The following is an 18527-nucleotide window of genomic DNA, read 5'->3' as shown; positions in this document are numbered from 1 at the left end:
CACCCAGAACCGACCGTCCACGAACTCATGAGACACCCGACCGTCAACGATGTCCCGAGACACAACCGTCCACGATCTCGTGAGACATCACATAACTCCGATGTAGGAGGTACCTGATGAGGATGCAGGTTGAGCCGGTCGCTGAGGCGGTCGTGATGGAGGGTGACGAGGTGACGGCGACGGGAACGGCCCCGCTGGTGGACAAGGATTTGGTGGCGCAGCTCGTGGGCGACGCGCAGCGGCTGGGGCTGTCGGTGGAGGGCGAGGGCGGGTTGCTGGCTCAGCTGACGAAGCTGGTCCTGGAGTCGGCCCTGGAGGGCGAGATGACCGCGCATCTGGGCTATGACAAGCATGAGCGGGTCGAGGGCAGCGACAATGCCCGTAACGGGACGCGGTCGAAGACGGTGCTGACGAAGGCCGGCCCGGTCGAGATCGCTGTGCCTCGGGATCGGGCCGGGTCGTTTGAGCCGGTCGTGGTGGCGAAGCGGCAACGGCGTCTGGGGGCGATCGAGGATGTGGTGTTGTCGCTGTCGGCTCGCGGGCTGACGCATGGCGATATCGCGGCGCATCTGGCCGATGTGTATGGCTCTGAGGTGTCGAAGACCACGATTTCGACGATCACTGACAAGGTCCTGGACTCGATGGGCGAGTGGCAGAACCGGCCGCTGGACCCGGTGTATCCGGTGGTGTTCATCGACGCGATCCATGTGAAGGTCCGTGACGGGCAGGTCGCGAACCGGCCGATCTACGTCGCGTTGGCGGTCACCGTCGAGGGGAACCGCGACATCCTCGGGCTGTGGGCCGGGGACGGCGGCGAGGGCGCGAAGTACTGGCAGCAGGTGCTGACCGAGATCAAGAACCGCGGCGTGACGGACGTGTTGATGCTGGTGTGCGACGGGCTGAAAGGTTTGCCCGATTCGGTGGGGAACGTGTGGCCGCAAACGATTGTGCAGACCTGCGTGGTCCACCTGATCCGCGGGTCGTTCCGCTACGCGGCAAGGCAGGACTGGGACAAGCTGGCCCGCGCGCTACGGCCGATCTACACCGCCGACACCGTGTCCGCGGCCGAGGACCGGTTCCTGGAGTTCACCGAGCAGTGGGGTAGTAAGTATCCGGCGATCGTGCGCTTGTGGGAGAACGCGTGGCCGGAGTTCGTCCCGTTCCTGCAGTTCGACAAGGAGATCCGCCGGATCGTGTGTACCACCAATGCGATCGAGTCGGTCAACGCCAGGATCCGCAAAGCCGTCAAGGCCCGCGGGCACTTCCCCAACGAGCAGGCCGCGCTCAAGTGCGTCTACCTGGCCGTGATGGCGCTGGACCCCACAGGCAAGGGACGAGCACGTTGGACACAGCGCTGGAAGGGCGCCCTCAACGCGTTCGAGATCACCTTCGACGGTCGGCTCTCCGCCGGCCGCCGATACTGAGAGTCAAACAACAATGAGATACACCGTTAACTTGACAGCCCCCCCCCCCCGCGAGCGTGCCCACGCAGTAGTCGGCGGCATAGCATGTGGATGAGGCGGTAAAACGCCAAGCTTAAGGACTCAGCGAGGCATTACAGTCGGTCGCAAACCGGTTATGCAGACGGCTGGGATCTGTTGCTGATTTGGTGATGCTCCTGTCACCTGTGCGGCTGGTCCGGGCTCAGGAGCGGTCCTTCAACGCATCGAGTAGTGTCCCGACGGGAATCAGTGCGATGGCGACGATCGCGATCGACACAGCACACCAGGTGGCGATGATCTGCAGGGTGATTTGAGTCAGCGAGATGCCCGGGTCGGCGCCTAGACCGATCGCGAGGGATGTCGCGATTCCCCAGCCCCAGGTCGCCCCGGGGAGTGACAGGGCGGCCCATTCGGTGAGCTGCATCGTCAGTCTTGCCCGTGAGTGCGCGCCGAATGTTTGGTAGATGGCGTGACGTGTTCGCCGTGCCCGTTGCACTAGCGCCCATAGTGCGGTCAGTGCCACTGTTCCGCCGGCCCACGCTCCGGTGAGGATCCGGTTCGAGTAGGCCGTGGCGAAGTCGAGGCCGTACGTGTTGGTGGACAGGAGTGGTCGAACGATGGCCAAGGTGCCGTCTGGGGCAGACAGTGCCTGGCTCACATAGGTGGGGACGGCCTCAATGTGAGCTGCGTCGGTCCTGACGTGGCACGAGTCCGCCTCACCGGTCAGCAAGGCGGGCAGCATGAAGGAGCCTTCCAGGCCGGCGCTGAGGGCGGCGCGGTCGACGATCACTGCGGTGGCCCGCATGGGGGTCGAGGTTCCGGAGGCGTCGGTTCGCGTGAAGATTGTGTCCTCGCCGTCTGCGAGACCAATCGGGCCTGCTGCGGTGGCAGTGGCCACCAGTCCAGCTCCGGTCGGTTCACGGACATCCAGGAAGGGATAGATTCCGGGCGAGACCTCGCTTAGCGTCGTGAGCGTGCCCGGCGCATTGGCCGGTTCGATCGTGGCAGTGGTCACGGCCACCGCGAACGAGGCCGAAATCCCGTCCGTTTGGCTCAGCCGCTCGCAGGCAGCGACATCGATGCGGGCGCCTGTCTCGTGGGAGGCGGGCTCGATCGACATGACGAATGCTCCCGCGGCGATCCACTCTTCCTCGGCGCGAGAGAGAGTACTCACCTCGAGCGCGTTGGCCAGGCCAACCCCGGTCGTAATCCACGCCACAGCCACGACGATGATGAGGGAGACCCAGCGCCCGGACCGCGCGTTCGCCACCCCCTCCGAGACGGCCAAGCCGACCGGCCAGGGTGACTCGCTCATCGTCGCACCTTCTGACCGGCTTCTGATCGCACCAGCGTCCCATCCACCAGGTGCCAGACGATGTCGCACCGGGCCGCGGCCGTCTCGTCGTGAGTGATCAGCACGATCGTCCGTGACGCCAGTGCAAAGAATGCATCGAGCACCGCAGCGGTGGTCGAGGCGTCCAGCTGGCCGGTGGGCTCGTCGGCGAAGATCAGCGGCCGCCTCGAGGCGAGGGCCCGTGCGATTGCGACACGCTGCCCCTCACCACCGGAGAGCACCCCGGCCGGCTCGCTGGCACGGTCGGCCAGGCCCACGACGGCAAGAGCATCCGCCGCCCGTTCGCGGGCCAGATCGCGCGGAGTGCCGTCGAGGTAGGCGCCCAGACACACGTTGTCTCTCACGCTCCGCTCGGGGAGCAGCGAGACTGTCTGGAGCACCCAGGTCGCGACGTCGGCAGGCGCATGATCGAGGCCGTCGTCGTCCGTGCAACGGAAAAGGCCCCGCTGCGGGGGAAGAAGGCCTCCGAGCACGGACAACAGCGTGGTCTTGCCCGAACCCGACGGGCCGATGATCGCCGCGCTCGTGCCCGATTGAACCTCGAACGACAGGTTTGCCAGAACAGACCGGTCTCCACCCGGATAGCTGAAGTGGAGACCCTCGGCTACGAGTCGCATGCCAGATCCTCCCGCGTCGTACGCGGATTGATCAGCACTGGTGTCCCAATGAGATCGGCGTCGACGTCGACCAGCCCGAACGAACCGGCAGCTGCATCGATCCGAGTCCCCGGTCCCTGAAGGTCCGTGAAGAAGCAGGCCACTCCATCGGTTCCCACCACAACTGCACTGGCCGGCACCGTGCCGACCGTCCGTGGCGTGATGGACTCGAGAGCCGCACCGGCTGTGGTCTCGCCACCGAGCACAGTCTTGATAGCCTCGATGTCCGCGGGATCGGTGAGGGTGGTCTGCCCGGACCCAAGGGTCGCTGTGACCGAGCCAACGGTCAGCAGACGGTCGACGTCGGCCTCGGGTGCACCGACCTCGATGCGATCCTCGCCCGAGGCCGTCATGTACAACTCCGTTTGCGGTGCGACGAGCTGCCCGACGCGTATCGTCACGGACTGCGGCGCAGCACTACCCTCCGGGACCCACAACAGCGACCCAACCGCGAGGACACCGTTGTCCTCACCGTATCCTTGGGCAGCGTTGAAGGCGCGGATCGCGGCCGTAGTCGGCGAGCCGGCACGTCCGTCCACTGCGTCGAGATGACCCAGATCAGCCAGTAGCCGCTGAGCCGCCGCGACATCATCACCCTCCAGTCCCTCAACGATGTCCCGGTAAAGCGGCGCAGCCGAGACATACGCCACCACTGGCCGGCCATCGACAGCCAAGGCCGTCGCCCCAGAGCCGATCGCCTCCCCGGAAGTGATCGACAATGCGGTCACCGTCCCCGTCGACTGACTCACAACGGGGTACGGCTCAGCCGGGATCAGCGTCACCGAAGTCAGCTCCACATCGCGGCGCTCAGCCAGCTCGACCGTCCCGATCAAGGGCTGTGGCCGCGTCGCGGACTGCAGCGGGGAATCAGCCAGCGCCCAAACCGCCAGGACCACGCCGACGAGCAACGGCGCCCCGAGAGCGAGCACGGCCACGACTACACGGGACCTGCCGCCGGCACTCATCAGAAGCCATCGATGCCGATCTGCTGAAGGCACATAACCCCCGTCTCGCGCATTACCGGATCGTCCGCTCTCGTAGTCAAGATGGCGAGTTCCATCCCAGTGGCGTCCGGTTCGGGCTGGAAACCGGCTTCCTCCAAGCAGGAACGCAGCACCGGTGCCTGCTGATCGAGGTAGTCGGCAGTCGCCTGCTCGGTGGCCGGCTGCGTGCTGTACAGCACGATCACCCACAGTGCTTCCCTGCGCTCGCAGTCACGGGCGATCTGCTCCGTGTTGGCCGCGCCGGAGCCATCAACGATCGTCACCCAGCTCACCCAACCATCGGGGCGAGTCGTCTCGTCGAACGTCACCTCCACCCCGGCAGCAGTCGCACACTCGGCATACGCCCGTCGCGCCTGCCGAGCCGTCTCGATCGTCACCTCACCCTCGCCCCGCGCCCGCTCAAGCAGGGCCAGCTGATCCGCGCTCGCACCATTGGCAGTCGCGTCCTCGATCTCCGCCCCGATTCGCTCATCGAAGAGGCCACCGTCCTGCGCCGGGTCAGTCCCGGACCCGTCATTCGACTGGCCACAGGCGACGAGAAGAAGCGCCGCTACACCAAGCGAGACCGCCACCAGCGCACCTCGTACCCGCGCCGCTATCGACTCGGTGGGACTTGAAGTCACCTCCGCCCCCCGCCGGTCACCGCACCCACCGTCAACACTAGGTCCGATAGGCGGACCAGTGGGCGCTGCCCGTCCGGTCCGCGACCACCTGAGACTGGTAGTTGTACCAGAGGCCATAAACATAGGTCGACGAGCCGACCTTTATCCCGGCCTGGACCTGGCCAGGGCATGGTGAGGCCTCAGTGGACGTGGCAACCCTGCGGGCAGTGTTCCAATCGCTGTACACGCCGCAACCGACGAGGTTGTACAGGGCGTTGTGCGTGATCCACCCGGTAGAATCCTGGGCAGCCCCTGCACCTGTCGGCACCCCAGAAACAAAAAGCACCGCAAGTGCGGCGACAAATACTGTGCGAACTCGGTTCATTAGTCAGACTTCCCTCCGTTGGGTCGCCCCTCACAATGAGCGATGTGCGGGATCGAACTTCTGCCCAATCAAAGCTACGCCCGTCCCTAGTCAGGTGTCAATGGTGGACCTGATCCACAAACGCAGCCTTGGGCCAAGGTACTCCTACGACGCGTTGAAGGTACCGGCACGCAGGACCGATCCCAGCGTCAACGGCGCGTACGCCCGGTCGAACAACCGGCCCATCCCGCCATGTCGGAGCAGGTTCATGTCGTCGATCGAGTCCGCCCCAGCGCACATCCCCGCCACCAGCGCCATCACCTTCGCGCCCGCATGGGAGCCCTTGTCCGTCGGCACGCTCAACCGCCCCTGAGCCAGCTATGCCAGCCCGGCACACTGCGCGAGCCTGAGCAGTGGGATAAGGCCCGCGACCGACACGAGATTCGGATCGTCAAACACTGCCGACACCGCGGCAGGAGCGTGCCTGAATTGCATCTACGAGATACCTCTCGAATCGGACGAATAAGACCTTAGACAAGCTCTATTTCTTCCCGGTCAGAGAGGCATTCCTGCGTCACGACGCCCGCACACCATCCAGGCTCATCGGTGGATTCTCAATGACTTTGTCAAGCCGTTCGGGCCACGGGTTCTCGCATGGGTGGGGCGAGTTCGAAGGGCCTGTTGTCGCGGAGTAGCGCCCACAGGACGTCGACGCGTCGGCGGGCGAGCGCGATGAGTGCTTGGACGTGTCTGTGTCCCTGTCCGCGTTTCTTGAGGTAGTAGTCACGGTTGGGTCCCTCGCGCATCATGGCGGCCGACGCGGAGAGGTAGAACACCCGGCGCAGCTTCCGCGAGTAGCGCATCGGCCGGTGCAGGTTCCCGGTGCGACGGCCGGAGTCTCGCGGGACGGGCACGAGCCCGGCAGCCGAGGCGAGCCGGCCGGAGTTCGGATAACCAGCCAGATCCCAGGCGGCGGCGATCAGTTCCGCACCCATGCCCGGAAGGAACGGATCGAGGCTCAGTGAGGGCCGTTCAGCGCTGGCGATGAACTCGTCCAGGCCCGGCTCGGTGAAGGCGAGGATTTCCTACGCTCGGGTGCGTAGATCAGCCCCTTGTCGATCAGGGACCGCCTCACCGTGGTCAGCTCGCTGGCCGGAAACCCCATCTTGGCGGCAACGTCGGCGCTACGAGGTTCAGACTCAGGCAGCGAGGCCATCGCATGGAGGTAGCGACGTTCCTTCTCGATGGCGCGTCTGTGGACGCAACGCACCGCGAAGAACCCGGCGTCCTGGGCGGTGAAGAGCTTGTCAGAGGCCACGTTCCAACGTGGTGCGGCCGAACTCCTGGAGGAAGTAGGGATAGCCGCGGCTGTCCCTCACCAGGATTTCCACCGCCTCCGGTTCGAAGGCGCAGCCGTAGCGCTCCGCCGGGCTGGTCAGCGCATCAGCCGCGGCAGGAGTCAGCGCATCGACCACGTCAATGGCAGCTTCTGCCGGAGGTCAGCCACGCTTCTCTGATGACTATCTGATCCGACCAGAGCTCGAAGATGAGGGTCGTGAAGGGCTGGTCGACTTGTCAGGCCAGGGGGCCCGAGGTCTCCAGTTGATGAAAGCCCACTCACTGCCCCCTGGAAGAACTCGTTTAGGGCATGCTTTGGCATAAGCGCCACCCAACTAGAGGTGGCTTCATCGAACAAGGTGGGGGACAACTAATGAAGAAGATTCGAGCATTGGCGATTTCGCTGGCATTGGCCGCATCGCTGGTCGTGTCGCCCCCGTCGGCTGCCCAGGCGGCCGACTGGGGCGGGAACGGCAGTCCAACGTCTTGCACCGACGCATACACGGTCGCGCAGCGGGCGATCTATGGCACACGTGGTCCTACGAAGGGGGTGCTCTTGGGTTGGGTCCAACTCCGCTGGTCCAATATGTGCTACGCGAATTGGTCTCGAGTGGTGCTGGTCGGCACAGGTGCCTACCGGAACACCGTCACCGTTGAGCAGCAGGTCACCTCCGAGGGACGAGCCGCTGGTGCGTACGACTCGGTGAGGCCCTATCCGAACGGCGCGACCACATGGACGCCGTACCTGAGGCTCGCTAACAGCTCCAGCCCTGCATGCGCCCAAGCGTGGCTGTCCTCCGACTTCGGAACCCTCAACTTCCACACAAATGGTGGCAAGGTATGCGCCTGATCCTGGATGAACACCTTGAGCCCAATGCCTCATTCACAGCCGATCTTTGAGTTAGTCGCGAAGGACAGGGACTCAAGGAATCGCTGGGCATGGGCCGGCCTGGGATTGATAGGCCGGCCTTGTGTGCCCGTGGATGCGCAAGTCGGTGGGTGTTGCCGGGTGAAGGGGCGGCGCTGGCTAACAGTTCGATCAGAGCTCTCGGGAGGAGCCTGAGGTTTGTCGAGCTACCCAGCGCCACTCTCATGCGACGGCAGGCAGTCCTACCCGGTCTTGAGCCAGTTCTTGCCGTTGAGGATGTCGCTTGCTCTGGGGGTGAGGTCGAGGTCTGCGTTGTCGCCGAGGGCGTCGGCCAGGATCCGCCGTGCTGAGGTGGTGCGGCCGTCGTGGACCATGATCCCGGCCAGGTCGAGGCGTGCGGTTTCAGAGTCGGGGTCGGCTGTCAGGGCGATGGTAGCGGCGTGTTTCGCGGCGTCGAGGTCACCTGACTGGAGATGGTGGGTGACAAGGATGTGGGCGACGTCGGTGACGGCGCAGACCATGTGGTGGTCGACGCGGTCACCGTCGATGAGCCAGGCCCAGCCAGCGGGGCGGAGCTGGTCGAACGGGCGGCCTGTCACCAACTGCAGCGCCGTTTCAAGGTCTTCGATGCCTTCGCGACCGCGGGCGAGGCCACGGGCTCGGAGGCGGCGGAACAGGTCAGCGTCGACGAGGAGGTCTTCGACGAGGTAGAGACCCACTCCCCTGGCTTTGGCTTGCGGGGAGCTTTTCGCGTCGGGAAGGTGGGGGGTGCCGGTGGCGGGGTTGGTGCCGAGCCACAGGCGCAGGGTGGAGATGACGGTGCGGGCCCGTTCGACGGTGATGCCGAGGGCTTCGGCGACCTGGTCGCCGGTCACGCCGTGGGGGTGGAGGGCGAGGTAGGCCAGGGCTTCGGTGTAGTAGGCCTTCTGCTTGGCCAGCGGTTTGCCGTGGCAGCGGGCGGTCACGGGGCCTAGGAGGGACAGGCGGGGGTAGGGGCAGTGGGCGGAGAACCAGGCCCGCACCTGCGCATCGAGGTCCGGATCCCGCTCCTGCAGCGCCTCGGCGACCGGCTCCGGCACCCGGGGCGCCACCGTGATCAGGTCATCGCTGGTGACGGCGGCGGTGTCGATGTAGGCGTGGTCGGGTTCGGGGAGCAGCGACTCGACCGTGTCGGTGTCGTCGTTGTTGCGGTCGGCGCGGTGTTCGGGGAGTAGGTTGCCGGTGACGTCGACGAGCTGATCGGCTGGTGCCGGTGGGGTGTCGTCGCGGGTGGCGGCGGCGAGGAGGTCGGCGCAGCCGGCTGCTTCGTCTTCGGTGAGGCCGACGGCGGTGAGCTCGAAACCGAGTCCTCGGATGCGTCCGGCTGGTGTTAGCGCCAGATCCCCTCCGGTGGGTGTGAGGGTGAGGAGGGCGGTGCCGGTTTGGTGGGGGTGGTTCGCGATGAGCGCGGCCAGCTCCTCGAGGTCCTCTGATGGCTTGCCGGTGATGACGGCGGCCGCGGCCCAGGTTTCGTCGCCGGCCTGCACGGCGCGGCCCTCAGACGCCTGGACGGCGTTGTTGGCGGCGCGTGCGGCGTTCGTGGTGGCGATGGTGAGGATCTCGTCGAGGTGGGCGTCGAGGCGTTCGGGGAACATGCCAATGACTTGGGTGGCAGGTCCCTCGCAGGCGATCCGGACGCCGTCGGACCAGGGGTTGATGGCGAGTTCGGCGGCGAGGTAGCGGGTGAAGTCGGCGCTCATCACCGGATCCCCGGACACCGTGACGAGGCCGGCGTGTTCGAGGTTGAGGAGCACGACCCGGTCGGAGGTGTCGGCGCCGATGGTGACCAGCAGCGGATAGGGGCACGGCCTGTCCGGGACCAGGTCGCCGACGGTTTCCACGGGGGCGGTGTTGGGCAGCAGCCACCCGTCGCGGTCGTGGATCCAGGGGGCGGGGAGCTGGTCGGGGGTGTGGACGACGATGGTTGCGTCGCGGGCGACGACGACTGCGGTGAGGGTGGTGTGGGGGTCGAGGCGGCGCAGGACTTGGTCGAGGCGGGCCACCAGGAGGCCGGAGAGGCTCGTGGCGAGCTGTGCGGTCTGCTCGATCGGGGCCACCACCGGGTCGGGGGTGGCGATCATCCGGCCCGGGCGGCGGGTGCGGAACTGCTCCCTGCGCCGCGCGCCGAGCAGCGTGGAGATCCCGACACCGAGGAACGTGCCGGCGCCGAGGAGCCCGGCGACCTCCCACGCATACATCGGCGCATCAACCCTGTCGGAGTCCTCGGCGATGTCCACGGCGGTGGCTTCCGCGCGGAGCGGGGTCAGCGTCGCCGGAGCCGCGGAGGAGATCGCCGTGGGCGCGGCAGCGGACGGCGCGGCGGCGGACGGCGTGGCGGAGGGCGTGACTGAAGGTGCTGTCGACGGGGTGGCGGCGGCCGGCGTCTCGACGGGGGCGGTGTCTTCGGCGGGGAGCAGTGAGGTGACGGCTTCGCGGCGAGGAGTCTCCGGCTGCGTCTGGGTCTGGGGCGCCGGTTCGGTGGTGGCTCGGGCTGGTTGGCCGGGGAGGGTGAGGGTCCAGCCGACATCGATCTGGTCGGGGTCCTCGAGGACGTGCCCGGTGGGCTGGGGGGTGCCTTTGTTGGCGTCGTAGAGCTCGGGCCACCGACCAGGGTCGCCGAGGTGTTCCTCGGCGAGATCCCACAGGGTGTCGCCCTCGTCGACCGTGACCGACTCTGCCGGGGCCACGTCGGGTGGGGGTGTGGGGCGGGGGTCCTGGCTGGGCAGCGCCACCGCCGCCGGCACCGCAGCGACGGGGGCTGAGGCGGTGTCTGGTTGGGCTGCGCCGGCGTTGAGGGGTGTGGCGATGAACGCGGCGGCGGCCGCGACGACCAGGGCCCTGGCCAGGCCTTGCGGCATCGACGCTGCAGGGAGGCGGGGCGCTTTCACCCCGCGCAGCAGTGCCGCGGTCTCGATGAGGATCAGGACGGTGAGCCATGCCCACAGCGTCCATGCGGCGGCCCAGATGAGGACCAGGAGGAAGCGGCCGGAGTCGGGTGCCAGGAGCATCCCGGCGAGCCGGTCGAGGCGGGGGAGGAAGCCGGGGAGTTGTCCGAGTTGGATCAGCAGCGCTGGTGCGCCGATGAGGATTCCTGCGATCGCGGAGATGGCGGCGAGGCTGCTCAGGAGGCGGGTCATTGTTCTGTTCCTCCGAGGACTGATTTCACGGTCGCGGTGCCGGTCTCTTGGACGCGGAGGGTGGTGATGCCGATGATGGAGAGGAACTGGCACCGGTAGGTGCCGGTGGCGGTGACGGTGATGGTGTCGCCGCCGCGGATCGTGGTGGTGCCGGTGTAGGGGGAGGCGGCGACGTAGGTGTTCGCGGCCGCGATGGCGGTGTGCACATCGGGGCGGGCCCGGCCGGAGTCGAGGGTCAGGTGCTGTCCGCCGGCACGTGCTGCTTCGTCGGCGACGGCGCGCGCGTGCTGGGCGGCGCTGGCGTGGCCGGCGAAGTCGACGCCGATGCCGATGGTCACGATGAACGCCACCAAAGCCACCGACACCCACACCGACACCATTCCCCGCTCCCCACGCTTCTTCCCATGCCCGGAAGAACCCCGACCGGGGCGGGTCAGCGCGTGACGGGGGTTCATCGTCGGCTCCGGTAGGTGTCGACCGGCGAGGATTTCGTGGCGGTGAGGGTGCGGGTGGAGGGGAAGCCGGGGAGGCCGACCTGGAGGTCGACGGTGCAGGTCACGGTCACCGACACCACAGCCGGGGTGCCGAGGGGGGCGCGGAGGCCGGCGGCGTTCACGGCGACGTTCGAGGTGCGGCAGGTGGTGCCGGACTCGGTCAAGGTGGAGGCGGCCACAGCTCGTGCGGAGGCGGTGGCGGTGCCGGTGTCGCGTTCGAGGGAGGCGGCGCGGGCGGCCTGGGAAGCGGCCGAATCCACCGTCATCTGCGCCAACGCTCCGGTGGCCAGCACGACCAGCAGCCCGACCATGGCTAGCAGGACGGGCAGGATGATGGCGGTTTCGACGGCCACCATCATCCCCCGCTGCCCATCACGCCTCATCGTCGTCAGCTCTCGGGGGTGACGATGTTGACGACCTGGACTTCGGCGATCCGCAGGGTGGCGGTGTCGGAGAGCTGCGTGGTGATGGTGCCGCTCTGTCCGATGCCGGACCAGTTGACCACCCAGTGGGAGGTGGCGGTGATCGTGTACTCGCCATCCTTGGCGTACATGTGGCCGCAGTCCGGGGATGGTTCGTTGTGGACCCAGATGGAGCGCCAGGGTTTGCCTTGGCCGCAGGTGATGGTGGTGCCGTCGCCCATGTCCCACACGACCTTGTCGACCTGTCCGGTGGCGGTGACGGTGTAGCCGGCCTCAGACACGGACTTGGTGATCGGTCCCCACGTCGACGGGGTCGGGTTGGAGACCCACATCCACGAGTTCCAGCCGACGTAGCCGAGGTCTCTGGGTGCGCGTTCGGCTTGTTCGGGGAAGGTACCCATCCGGATCGCTTCGAGTTGCATCCGCTCCACCGCTCGCCTGGCGAGCTCCGCGGGATCCGGCGGAGCCGCCAACTGCGCCGCAGCCGCCCACAGGTCCCAGGTGTTGCTCCACCCACCCTCAGTGCCGGTGCGGCACTCGATGATCGTCCCGGTCGTGTTGCCCTCCCAGACTGGGTCGGTCAGTGGCGGCTGGTAGGGCTTGACGCGGGCGTAGCACTGCAGGTCGGGCCGCCAGGCCAGGCCCCACTGGGTGCAGGGCAACTCCGCACCGCCACCGGTGTAGCAACCCGACGGCGCCGATCCCCCACCGCCAGCACTCCCCTGCCCGCGGCCACCACCCCCCGACGAGCCGGGCACATTCACCGACACCACGATCGTGTCTTCGTTCAAGAAGGCGCCGCCGGAGCCTTCTGCAGAGGCTGGCCGAACTGATGCCCCGACGAGGAGGGTTCCGAGGACGACCAATACCGGTAGGACTCGTCTCAGCATGATTCGACCGCCTCACTCTGTCCTCCGTTGATCCGCCAGCTGTTGCCGACCTGGACTACGTCGAGCCTGAAGTCGACGAAGCGCAGGCGGGCAGGGTCGAGGACCGAGTTGCCCTCAGCGTCGACCATGTCGCTGCTGGTGCTGTCGCTACACACGCGGACTTCCACGGACTTGACGCCTCCGGCCTCCACCACCGGACCCACCCCCTTGTAGGTGTACGTGCGCTCGCCGACTTGGACGATCCCCTTACTGCGGTACTCACCGATGACCTGCGACTCTGCCGAAGTGTGCGTCCCTGTTGTGATGTCGGCCACCTGCTGAAAGTCAGCCTCCAGGTCGCTCCGGACCGCGTTGAGTGCGCGGAAGTACTCCACCGCTGCCGCTTGGGCGGCTTCTTGTTCGGGTGACAGGGTGCTGGTGGGCGACGGTGAGGCGGTGGGGGACGGGCTCGGTGACGGCGTGATCGAGGGTGTCGCGGCCGGTGTGCTGGCCGTCGGTGACTGCGTCTCCGCCGGCTCTGGGGTGCAGACACCGAGCAGGAACAGTGCGGCCAGGGCCGCGAGTGCGAGTCGTGTGATCATCATCTCTTCGTCTCCGTCAGGATGGGGTGAGTCGTTGGGTGGGTGAGGTGGCCGTGACCTGGATGGTGACGGGGAAGCCGGGGATGACTTGTAGGGCGGTGCCGGTGATGGTGACTGTGGTGAGTCGGGCGGCTCGTTGGGCGGTGACGTGGAGGTTGTCGATGGATCCGTTGTCGGCGGCTCGGGTGGCTGTGGCCTGACCGTGTGTTCCGGTGGCGTTGAGGGCTGCTGCTGCTCTGGCTCCGTCTTGTGCTGCTGCATGGGCGGTTGCTTGTGCCCAGGTGAGCATGGCCCACTGCATCGTCAGCCAGAGGGCGCTGATGACGAGCGGGAAGAGGATGGTGGCCAGGACGGAGGAGCTGAGGCCCCGTTGGTCCTGGTCAGGAGGGGAGGTTGGCCTGCACATATGCGGTGATGGCGGAGATGATCAGGACGGCGATCCCGACGGCGCCGGCCAGGAGGATCGCGTTCTCGGTGGACTGGGACAGGCCCCGCTGATCCCGCACCCGGACACGCGTGTGGAGGGTGGCGGTGAGGTAGCTGTAGAGGGCAAGCATCGAAGTGGTTCCTTTCGGGTTAGATCATGCGGAGGACTGCGGGGACGACGAGGGTGATCGCCAGGACGAGGACGAGCAGGGTGACGGGGATGGCGATGCGTTCCCCGGCGGCGTTGGCACGCGAAATTTGTTGGTTGAGGGTGGCGTTGCGCATGGCGGCGCCGCGGGCGCGTAGTGAGGAGTAGATGCGGGTGCCGTCGGCGCCGGCCAGGCGCATGATGTCGGCCAGGTCGACCAGATCGGGCAGGTCGTAGTGGTGGCCCATGTCCGCCAGCGCGTCCCACGGGTTCTGGCCGGTGTAGTGGGTGCGGCGCAGCACGGTGGCCAGGCGTTGGAACACCCAGGAGTCGCCGGTGTCGGCGGCGCGGAGCAGGGCTTCGGGGACGGTGGCGCCGGAGAGCCGCTCGAGGGCCACCATTTCCACGAACGCGACCAGGGCGTAGGAGAATTCTTCGCGGGCTTTGGCGGCTTGGTCGCGGAGTTCGTTGTTGGGAAGGAACCACATGATGGCCGCGAACCCGAGCGAGCCGAGGACGGGCACCGCGATCGGGATGGGGAGACCGAGCAACATGGTCGCCACGCTGATCACGGGCACGACGAGGAGGCCGAGGATGCCGGAGATCAGTTTGGAGCCGTAGAACGTGGCCTTGGTGCGTCCCAGGAGAGCGAGGTCCTTCTCCGGTGCGGTGCCCCAGATGATCGCGGGGAGGTGGCGCTCGGCCCAGCGGCCGAGGCGAACCTCCGAATCTGCCTTCTCCCCCATGCTCAGGGTGTCGAGGGTGATGCGGGGTTGGAGGCGGCCGATGGCGTCCTTCAGATGGGTCGGGGCCGGCACCAGGCCGGCGACGAGCATGACCAGGCCGGCGGTGATGGTGGCGCCCGAGAGCATGGCCAGCTGCAGCGCGGTCATCCCACACCCCCCTGCTTCCCGGCGACAGCGGTGTTGGCTGTGGCGTGCTGTCCGGTGACGCCGATGAACCGCGGCAGGGGCTTGGGGGCGGAGATGCGGCCCATCCACACCAAGGCGGCCAGGTACATGGACATGAACACGGTCAGCAGGACCTGGCCCAGCGGGGTGCGGTAGGGCTCGACGTAGCTGCCGGCCAGGAACAGGCCCCCGAGGAGGAGCGCGGAGATGATGGTGATCATTCTGGCGGCGGTGCGGGCCTTCTGCTGCTCGGTTTCGACCTGGCGGCGGGCCTTGACGTCCTCGTCGATGGATTCGGCCAGGCCCTGCATGGCGGAGGCCACGCCGGGGCCGCGGCGTTCGGCGGCGAGGATCAGGGTGGCGGCGAACAGGTCCCCTGTCGCATCATCCAACTCGTCGGCAAACAACCTGAGCGCGGTGGCGGTGGCGACGTTGGCGCGGACCCGTGCAGCCAATCTGCCGATTTCGGGGGCCAGCGCGGCGGGGGCGGAGCGGGCGGCGTGCAGGATCGCCTGCTCCAGGCCGCGGCCGACGGTCAGGACGCCGCCGAGGGCGCGGGCGAAGTCCGCCAGCGCGTTGAGCCGCTCGATGCGGTTCGTCGCCCGACCGGTGACCATCTTGTAGATCATCACCGAGGCGGCTGGTGCGATGACCAGGGCGACGAGCCACCCGGTCACCACCGCGATCAGCGCCCCGGCGGCCAGCCCGGCGAGAGCAACGGTGCGGACCTTCGACAGCCGGCGGCGCCGGACCCGCGGCGCCTTCGCGGGGGTGACGGGGTGGGGGGTCAGCGCGTAGATCAGGCCGAGGATGCCCGCGACGATCAGCGCACCAGACAATGCTGCCAGGACAGTCATGCGCGGGTTCCCCGCTCGGCGTTGAAGCCAGCCAGGTCGAACCCGAACCGCTCCAGCATCCGGAACCTCGGTGGCAGGATGCGGGCGGTGGCGCGGTGGCTGCCCGGTTCGGCGGCGAAGATGGTGGTCGTGGCAAAGCCCTTGGCGTCCTCGCCGGGTTCGACGGCGATGATCTCGGACACCCAGCGGCGTTTCCGCCAGGTGCCATCAGGCTGTTGGACGGATTCGACCTGGAGCTGGACGATCACGTCGATGTCCTCGGCGATCACGTTGAGCGCGTATTCGCGGGTGATGTTGGCGCCCTCCTGCGTCGCACAGGTGACAAGCTTCCGGATCGCCCCCTCGGCAGTCCTCGCATGCGTGGTGGACATGGAGCCGGAGCCGGACTGCATGCACTTGAACATGGTCACGATCTCCGAGCCGCGGACCTCCCCCACGATCGTGTACGACAAGTTCGCCCGCAGAGAGTCTTCGAGGGCCTCGCGGACGGTGTACTCGCCGGCGCGGCGGCCGTTGAGCCCGATCTCCCCGGAGCCGGGGTTGGCCTGCCACTCGTGGACCACCTGATGATCCCCGGTGTCCTTCAAGTACAGCTCGTACTCGGTTTCGATGGTGCCGATCTGGACGTGTGCGGGCAGCTCGTGGGCCAACGCGCGCAGCATGGTGGTCTTGCCGGTGCCTTGATCCCCAGAGACGACCAGCGACATCCGGGCCTGCACCACCGCAGACAAGAACGACGCGGCCACCTGCGACAACGAACCCAACGCGACGAGCTCGTGGAGCCCTGCGTCAACGAGGCGGTTGCGGCGGATGATCACCGTCGGCCGCGACGTCACCCACGCCGAGGCGAACAGCCTCGCCCGGCCCGGCAGGGCCAGGTGCAGCTTCGTCGCCGCCTCGCTGAATTCCCTGGGTTTGGGCTGGTGGGCGGCCATGAACGTCAGGTACTCGATCAGCTGCTCATCGCTCGACGCGACCGGGGGCGCGGGGACCAGCTCGCCGTCGCTGTTTTCCACCAGCACGTTGTCGAAGCCGGAGATGATCACGTTCTCCACCGCCTCGTCATCGAGATACGGCTGCAACCGGCCGAGGCGGAACACCGCATCGAACAGGGCCTGCGCGAGCTGGTCCTGGTGGTCGAGGGTCCAGGTGAGCTGGCCGCGGACGGTGGAGGCGCGGGACTCCTCCTCCAGCACCGCCGCGATGATCTCCCTCCCCACGTCCTCACGCGCCGAGGGGTCAGGGTCGCGCTCCGACAGTTCCGCCGATACCCGTTCGCGGAGCGTGTCGACCAGATCCCAATCGATCTCCCCCGCCAGGCGACGCTGGACCCGTGGGGCGAGCACCGCCCGCACCAGCTCCGGCTGCGCATCGGGCGCCTGCTGGGCTTGGCGGCGCGGCTCGTCGGTGGTGAGCATGCGGAAGCTGCCGCGGGTCCGACCCGCCGGCGGGGCAGGTTGGGTGAACAGTGCCAGGGTGCCGGGATCGATCTCGGCGGCCTGCAAAGCGTCGCTCATGCGGAAACCCCCAGGGCGGTGATGGATGTGGTGTGGAGCTCTTCGGCGGCCTGCCGCAGCGCCTTGCGGAGCTTGAGGCCACGCTTCGGCTCCGGCTGACCGTGGCTGAGGACGGCGGCCTCCTCCGGCGCCCACGGCAACGACACGCTGACCTCGCGTTTGATCACCGACGCGACGGCGTGGGCCGTGTAGGGCCGGTTCGGGCCGATCAGCAGCCCGCGGACCGGGGCCTCCAAGGGCACCTCCGCGGCCGCCACTGCCGCCACCGCCGGTAGATCGCTACGCATGACCAGCAGCAGCTCGTCGGCGGCCCTGGCCAGGGGGGTGGCGAAGTGCGTGTGGCCGAGGCGACCCAGATCGATCAGGACGTCGACGCCAAGCTGAGACAGCACCCGCAGCTGCGCGGCCAGCGCCGGCCACAGATCCGCCAGGCCGCCGGCCTGCGCCGCGCCCGCGGGGCCGGGGATCAGGGAGGCCGTCTCCGACAGCCGCAACGCCAACTCCCGCACCGCGGCCTCGAGCCCGCCCTGGCGGTGGGCGGACCAGAGTTCGACCAGGGTGCCGGGATGAGCCACGGTGCCGCGGTAGTAGCCAGCCAGGATCGCCGACCCGCCGACCGGGTCCGCGTCGACCAGCAGCACCTGGTTCGGCCACTCCAACGCCAGACCCAGCGCGGTGGCGGTCACCCCGGGGGAACCCGAGGCGGAGGTCAGCGCGTAGACAGCCATCAGGTGTCCCGGCTGTCGAGGACCAGCGCCGCGCGGCCCAACGCGGCGGCCGCCGCGGTCCGGGGGGCATCGGCCGCGGCGACATCCACCGACACCGACACCTGACCCGACGCCTCATCCCGCGCCGTAGCGACCACAGTGCCGGGAATGACCACGTTGACCGTGCACCCCGCAGTAGCCGGTGAGCCGTCCAGGGATTCGGTGGTCTCGCCCGCGGCGCAGGCGTAGGCGGGCTCGGTGAGGATCACCCGGACCCGGTCACCGACCAGCAAAGGAATCGCCGGCTCCGCCCCCGGCGGCAACGACAGCCCCACCACCGTGCGACCCGACCCCGGAACCATCGCCTCCATCCCGGCCTCAGGGGACACCAGGGAGCCGGCCGCCACATCGTGCGCGGCACGCTTCCCCAGCAGCAACGGCAGCTCGGATGCTTCCATCAACGACAGCTGCTGATCCGGGGCGATCTGCACGGTGGTGAACATCTCCGCCGTCATCACCTGACCGCGCGCCACCGACACCCGGGCCGCGACAGCCTCCACACTCGAGCCTGTCGACAGGAACACCAACGCACCCCCGGCCGCGCCAAGCAGGATCAACAGCCCCGCGAGCACCGCGAACAACGGACGCCGCTGCGTCCTGGCAGCCGCCACGATCGGCGGCCTCGACGCCGCCGGTTCATCTCCCACAAGATCCTGTCGCATGATCACACTCCCCCATAACCCGGAAACACTGGGCCTACAGCGTGAACC

The 18527-nt window shown here is 67.8% G+C and carries 20 protein-coding genes and 2 pseudogenes; 2 read left to right on the top strand and 20 right to left on the bottom strand.

What is annotated here, in order from left to right; all coding sequences use genetic code 11:
- The first annotated feature begins 155 nt into the window (after window positions 1-155).
- The gene (locus tag BUC15_RS09895; RefSeq protein WP_139280199.1) at window positions 156-1424 is read left to right on the top strand and encodes an IS256 family transposase; all 1269 of its coding nucleotides are present in this window, start codon (window positions 156-158) and stop codon (window positions 1422-1424) included.
- A 220-nt stretch (window positions 1425-1644) separates the two neighbouring features.
- Here BUC15_RS09895 and BUC15_RS09890 read toward each other — a convergent pair whose 3' ends face one another.
- The 8 genes and pseudogenes from BUC15_RS09890 to BUC15_RS19910 all read right to left on the bottom strand — a co-directional run bounded on the left by BUC15_RS09890 (window position 1645) and on the right by BUC15_RS19910 (window position 6897).
- Complete coding sequence (locus BUC15_RS09890; RefSeq protein WP_073187701.1) at window positions 1645-2757, bottom strand: FtsX-like permease family protein; 1113 nt, start codon at window positions 2755-2757, stop codon at window positions 1645-1647.
- Window positions 2754-3413, bottom strand: a complete 660-nt coding sequence (locus tag BUC15_RS09885; RefSeq protein WP_073187698.1) for an ABC transporter ATP-binding protein — start codon at window positions 3411-3413, stop codon at window positions 2754-2756. The genes BUC15_RS09890 and BUC15_RS09885 overlap by 4 nt, the downstream gene beginning before the upstream one ends.
- Window positions 3401-4387, bottom strand: coding sequence for a peptidoglycan-binding domain-containing protein (locus tag BUC15_RS09880; RefSeq protein ID WP_175558292.1), 987 nt, complete (start codon window positions 4385-4387; stop codon window positions 3401-3403). Before BUC15_RS09880 ends, BUC15_RS09885 begins: the two co-directional genes overlap by 13 nt.
- Window positions 4388-4416: 29 nt before the next feature.
- Window positions 4417-5028, bottom strand: coding sequence for a hypothetical protein (locus BUC15_RS09875; RefSeq protein WP_073187693.1), 612 nt, complete (start codon window positions 5026-5028; stop codon window positions 4417-4419).
- Window positions 5029-5599: 571 nt separating this feature from the next.
- A pseudogene (locus BUC15_RS20775) lies at window positions 5600-5917 on the bottom strand (IS1380 family transposase); the annotation flags it as partial.
- Between the two features lie 131 nt (window positions 5918-6048).
- Window positions 6049-6456: pseudogene (locus BUC15_RS09865) on the bottom strand (transposase); the annotation flags it as partial.
- Window positions 6441-6740: a hypothetical protein gene (locus BUC15_RS09860; RefSeq protein WP_073187688.1), complete on the bottom strand. Its 300-nt coding sequence runs from the start codon at window positions 6738-6740 to the stop codon at window positions 6441-6443. The gene BUC15_RS09860 and the pseudogene BUC15_RS09865, both read right to left, overlap by 16 nt.
- Window positions 6730-6897 (bottom strand): hypothetical protein, encoded by a 168-nt coding sequence (locus tag BUC15_RS19910; RefSeq protein ID WP_175558291.1) that lies wholly within the window; start codon window positions 6895-6897, stop codon window positions 6730-6732. Before BUC15_RS19910 ends, BUC15_RS09860 begins: the two co-directional genes overlap by 11 nt.
- Before the next feature lie 236 nt (window positions 6898-7133).
- Between BUC15_RS19910 and BUC15_RS09855 the strand changes: the two genes are divergently transcribed.
- On the top strand, window positions 7134-7610 hold the full coding sequence (locus BUC15_RS09855; RefSeq protein WP_073187685.1) for a DUF2690 domain-containing protein: 477 nt from the start codon (window positions 7134-7136) through the stop codon (window positions 7608-7610).
- Window positions 7611-7870: 260 nt separating this feature from the next.
- Here the strand turns inward: BUC15_RS09855 and BUC15_RS09850 are convergent, their stop codons facing one another.
- Genes BUC15_RS09850 through BUC15_RS09800 form a run of 12 tightly spaced genes read right to left on the bottom strand, consistent with a single transcriptional unit; the run spans window position 7871 to window position 18479 of the window.
- Window positions 7871-10804, bottom strand: coding sequence for a tetratricopeptide repeat protein (locus BUC15_RS09850; RefSeq protein ID WP_073187682.1), 2934 nt, complete (start codon window positions 10802-10804; stop codon window positions 7871-7873).
- A complete protein-coding gene (locus tag BUC15_RS09845) occupies window positions 10801-11259 on the bottom strand; it encodes a pilus assembly protein TadG-related protein (RefSeq protein ID WP_139280196.1) in 459 nt (152 codons plus the stop codon). The genes BUC15_RS09850 and BUC15_RS09845 overlap by 4 nt, the downstream gene beginning before the upstream one ends.
- Window positions 11256-11681, bottom strand: coding sequence for a TadE/TadG family type IV pilus assembly protein (locus BUC15_RS20995; RefSeq protein ID WP_073187678.1), 426 nt, complete (start codon window positions 11679-11681; stop codon window positions 11256-11258). The genes BUC15_RS09845 and BUC15_RS20995 overlap by 4 nt, the downstream gene beginning before the upstream one ends.
- Before the next feature lie 5 nt (window positions 11682-11686).
- Entirely contained in the window at window positions 11687-12610 is a 924-nt protein-coding gene (locus tag BUC15_RS09835; protein WP_073187675.1) for a hypothetical protein, read from the bottom strand.
- Window positions 12604-13194 carry a hypothetical protein gene (locus BUC15_RS09830; protein WP_073187673.1) on the bottom strand — a complete coding sequence of 197 codons (591 nt, stop codon included), beginning with the start codon at window positions 13192-13194 and terminating at the stop codon, window positions 12604-12606. Before BUC15_RS09830 ends, BUC15_RS09835 begins: the two co-directional genes overlap by 7 nt.
- 13 nt (window positions 13195-13207) lie before the next feature.
- Window positions 13208-13597 carry a TadE/TadG family type IV pilus assembly protein gene (locus tag BUC15_RS09825; protein ID WP_073187670.1) on the bottom strand — a complete coding sequence of 130 codons (390 nt, stop codon included), beginning with the start codon at window positions 13595-13597 and terminating at the stop codon, window positions 13208-13210.
- Complete coding sequence (locus BUC15_RS19905) at window positions 13572-13748, bottom strand: hypothetical protein (protein WP_175558290.1); 177 nt, start codon at window positions 13746-13748, stop codon at window positions 13572-13574. The genes BUC15_RS09825 and BUC15_RS19905 overlap by 26 nt, the downstream gene beginning before the upstream one ends.
- A gap of 19 nt (window positions 13749-13767) precedes the next feature.
- Entirely contained in the window at window positions 13768-14658 is an 891-nt protein-coding gene (locus tag BUC15_RS09820; RefSeq protein WP_073187668.1) for a type II secretion system F family protein, read from the bottom strand.
- Complete coding sequence (locus BUC15_RS09815; RefSeq protein WP_073187666.1) at window positions 14655-15533, bottom strand: type II secretion system F family protein; 879 nt, start codon at window positions 15531-15533, stop codon at window positions 14655-14657. Before BUC15_RS09815 ends, BUC15_RS09820 begins: the two co-directional genes overlap by 4 nt.
- Window positions 15530-17050: a TadA family conjugal transfer-associated ATPase gene (locus tag BUC15_RS09810; protein ID WP_073187663.1), complete on the bottom strand. Its 1521-nt coding sequence runs from the start codon at window positions 17048-17050 to the stop codon at window positions 15530-15532. The genes BUC15_RS09815 and BUC15_RS09810 overlap by 4 nt, the downstream gene beginning before the upstream one ends.
- Window positions 17047-17778, bottom strand: a complete 732-nt coding sequence (locus BUC15_RS09805; protein ID WP_073187661.1) for a CpaE/TadZ family protein — start codon at window positions 17776-17778, stop codon at window positions 17047-17049. Before BUC15_RS09805 ends, BUC15_RS09810 begins: the two co-directional genes overlap by 4 nt.
- Window positions 17778-18479, bottom strand: a complete 702-nt coding sequence (locus tag BUC15_RS09800; RefSeq protein ID WP_139280195.1) for an SAF domain-containing protein — start codon at window positions 18477-18479, stop codon at window positions 17778-17780. Before BUC15_RS09800 ends, BUC15_RS09805 begins: the two co-directional genes overlap by 1 nt.
- Window positions 18480-18527 lie beyond the last annotated feature (48 nt).

Origin of the sequence: Tessaracoccus bendigoensis DSM 12906 (assembly GCF_900141915.1) — a bacterium.
Classification (GTDB): Bacteria; Actinomycetota; Actinomycetes; order Propionibacteriales; family Propionibacteriaceae; genus Arachnia; species Arachnia bendigoensis.
Note: the sequence above shows the minus strand (reverse complement) of the source record. Positions and strands in the feature narration are given on the sequence as shown.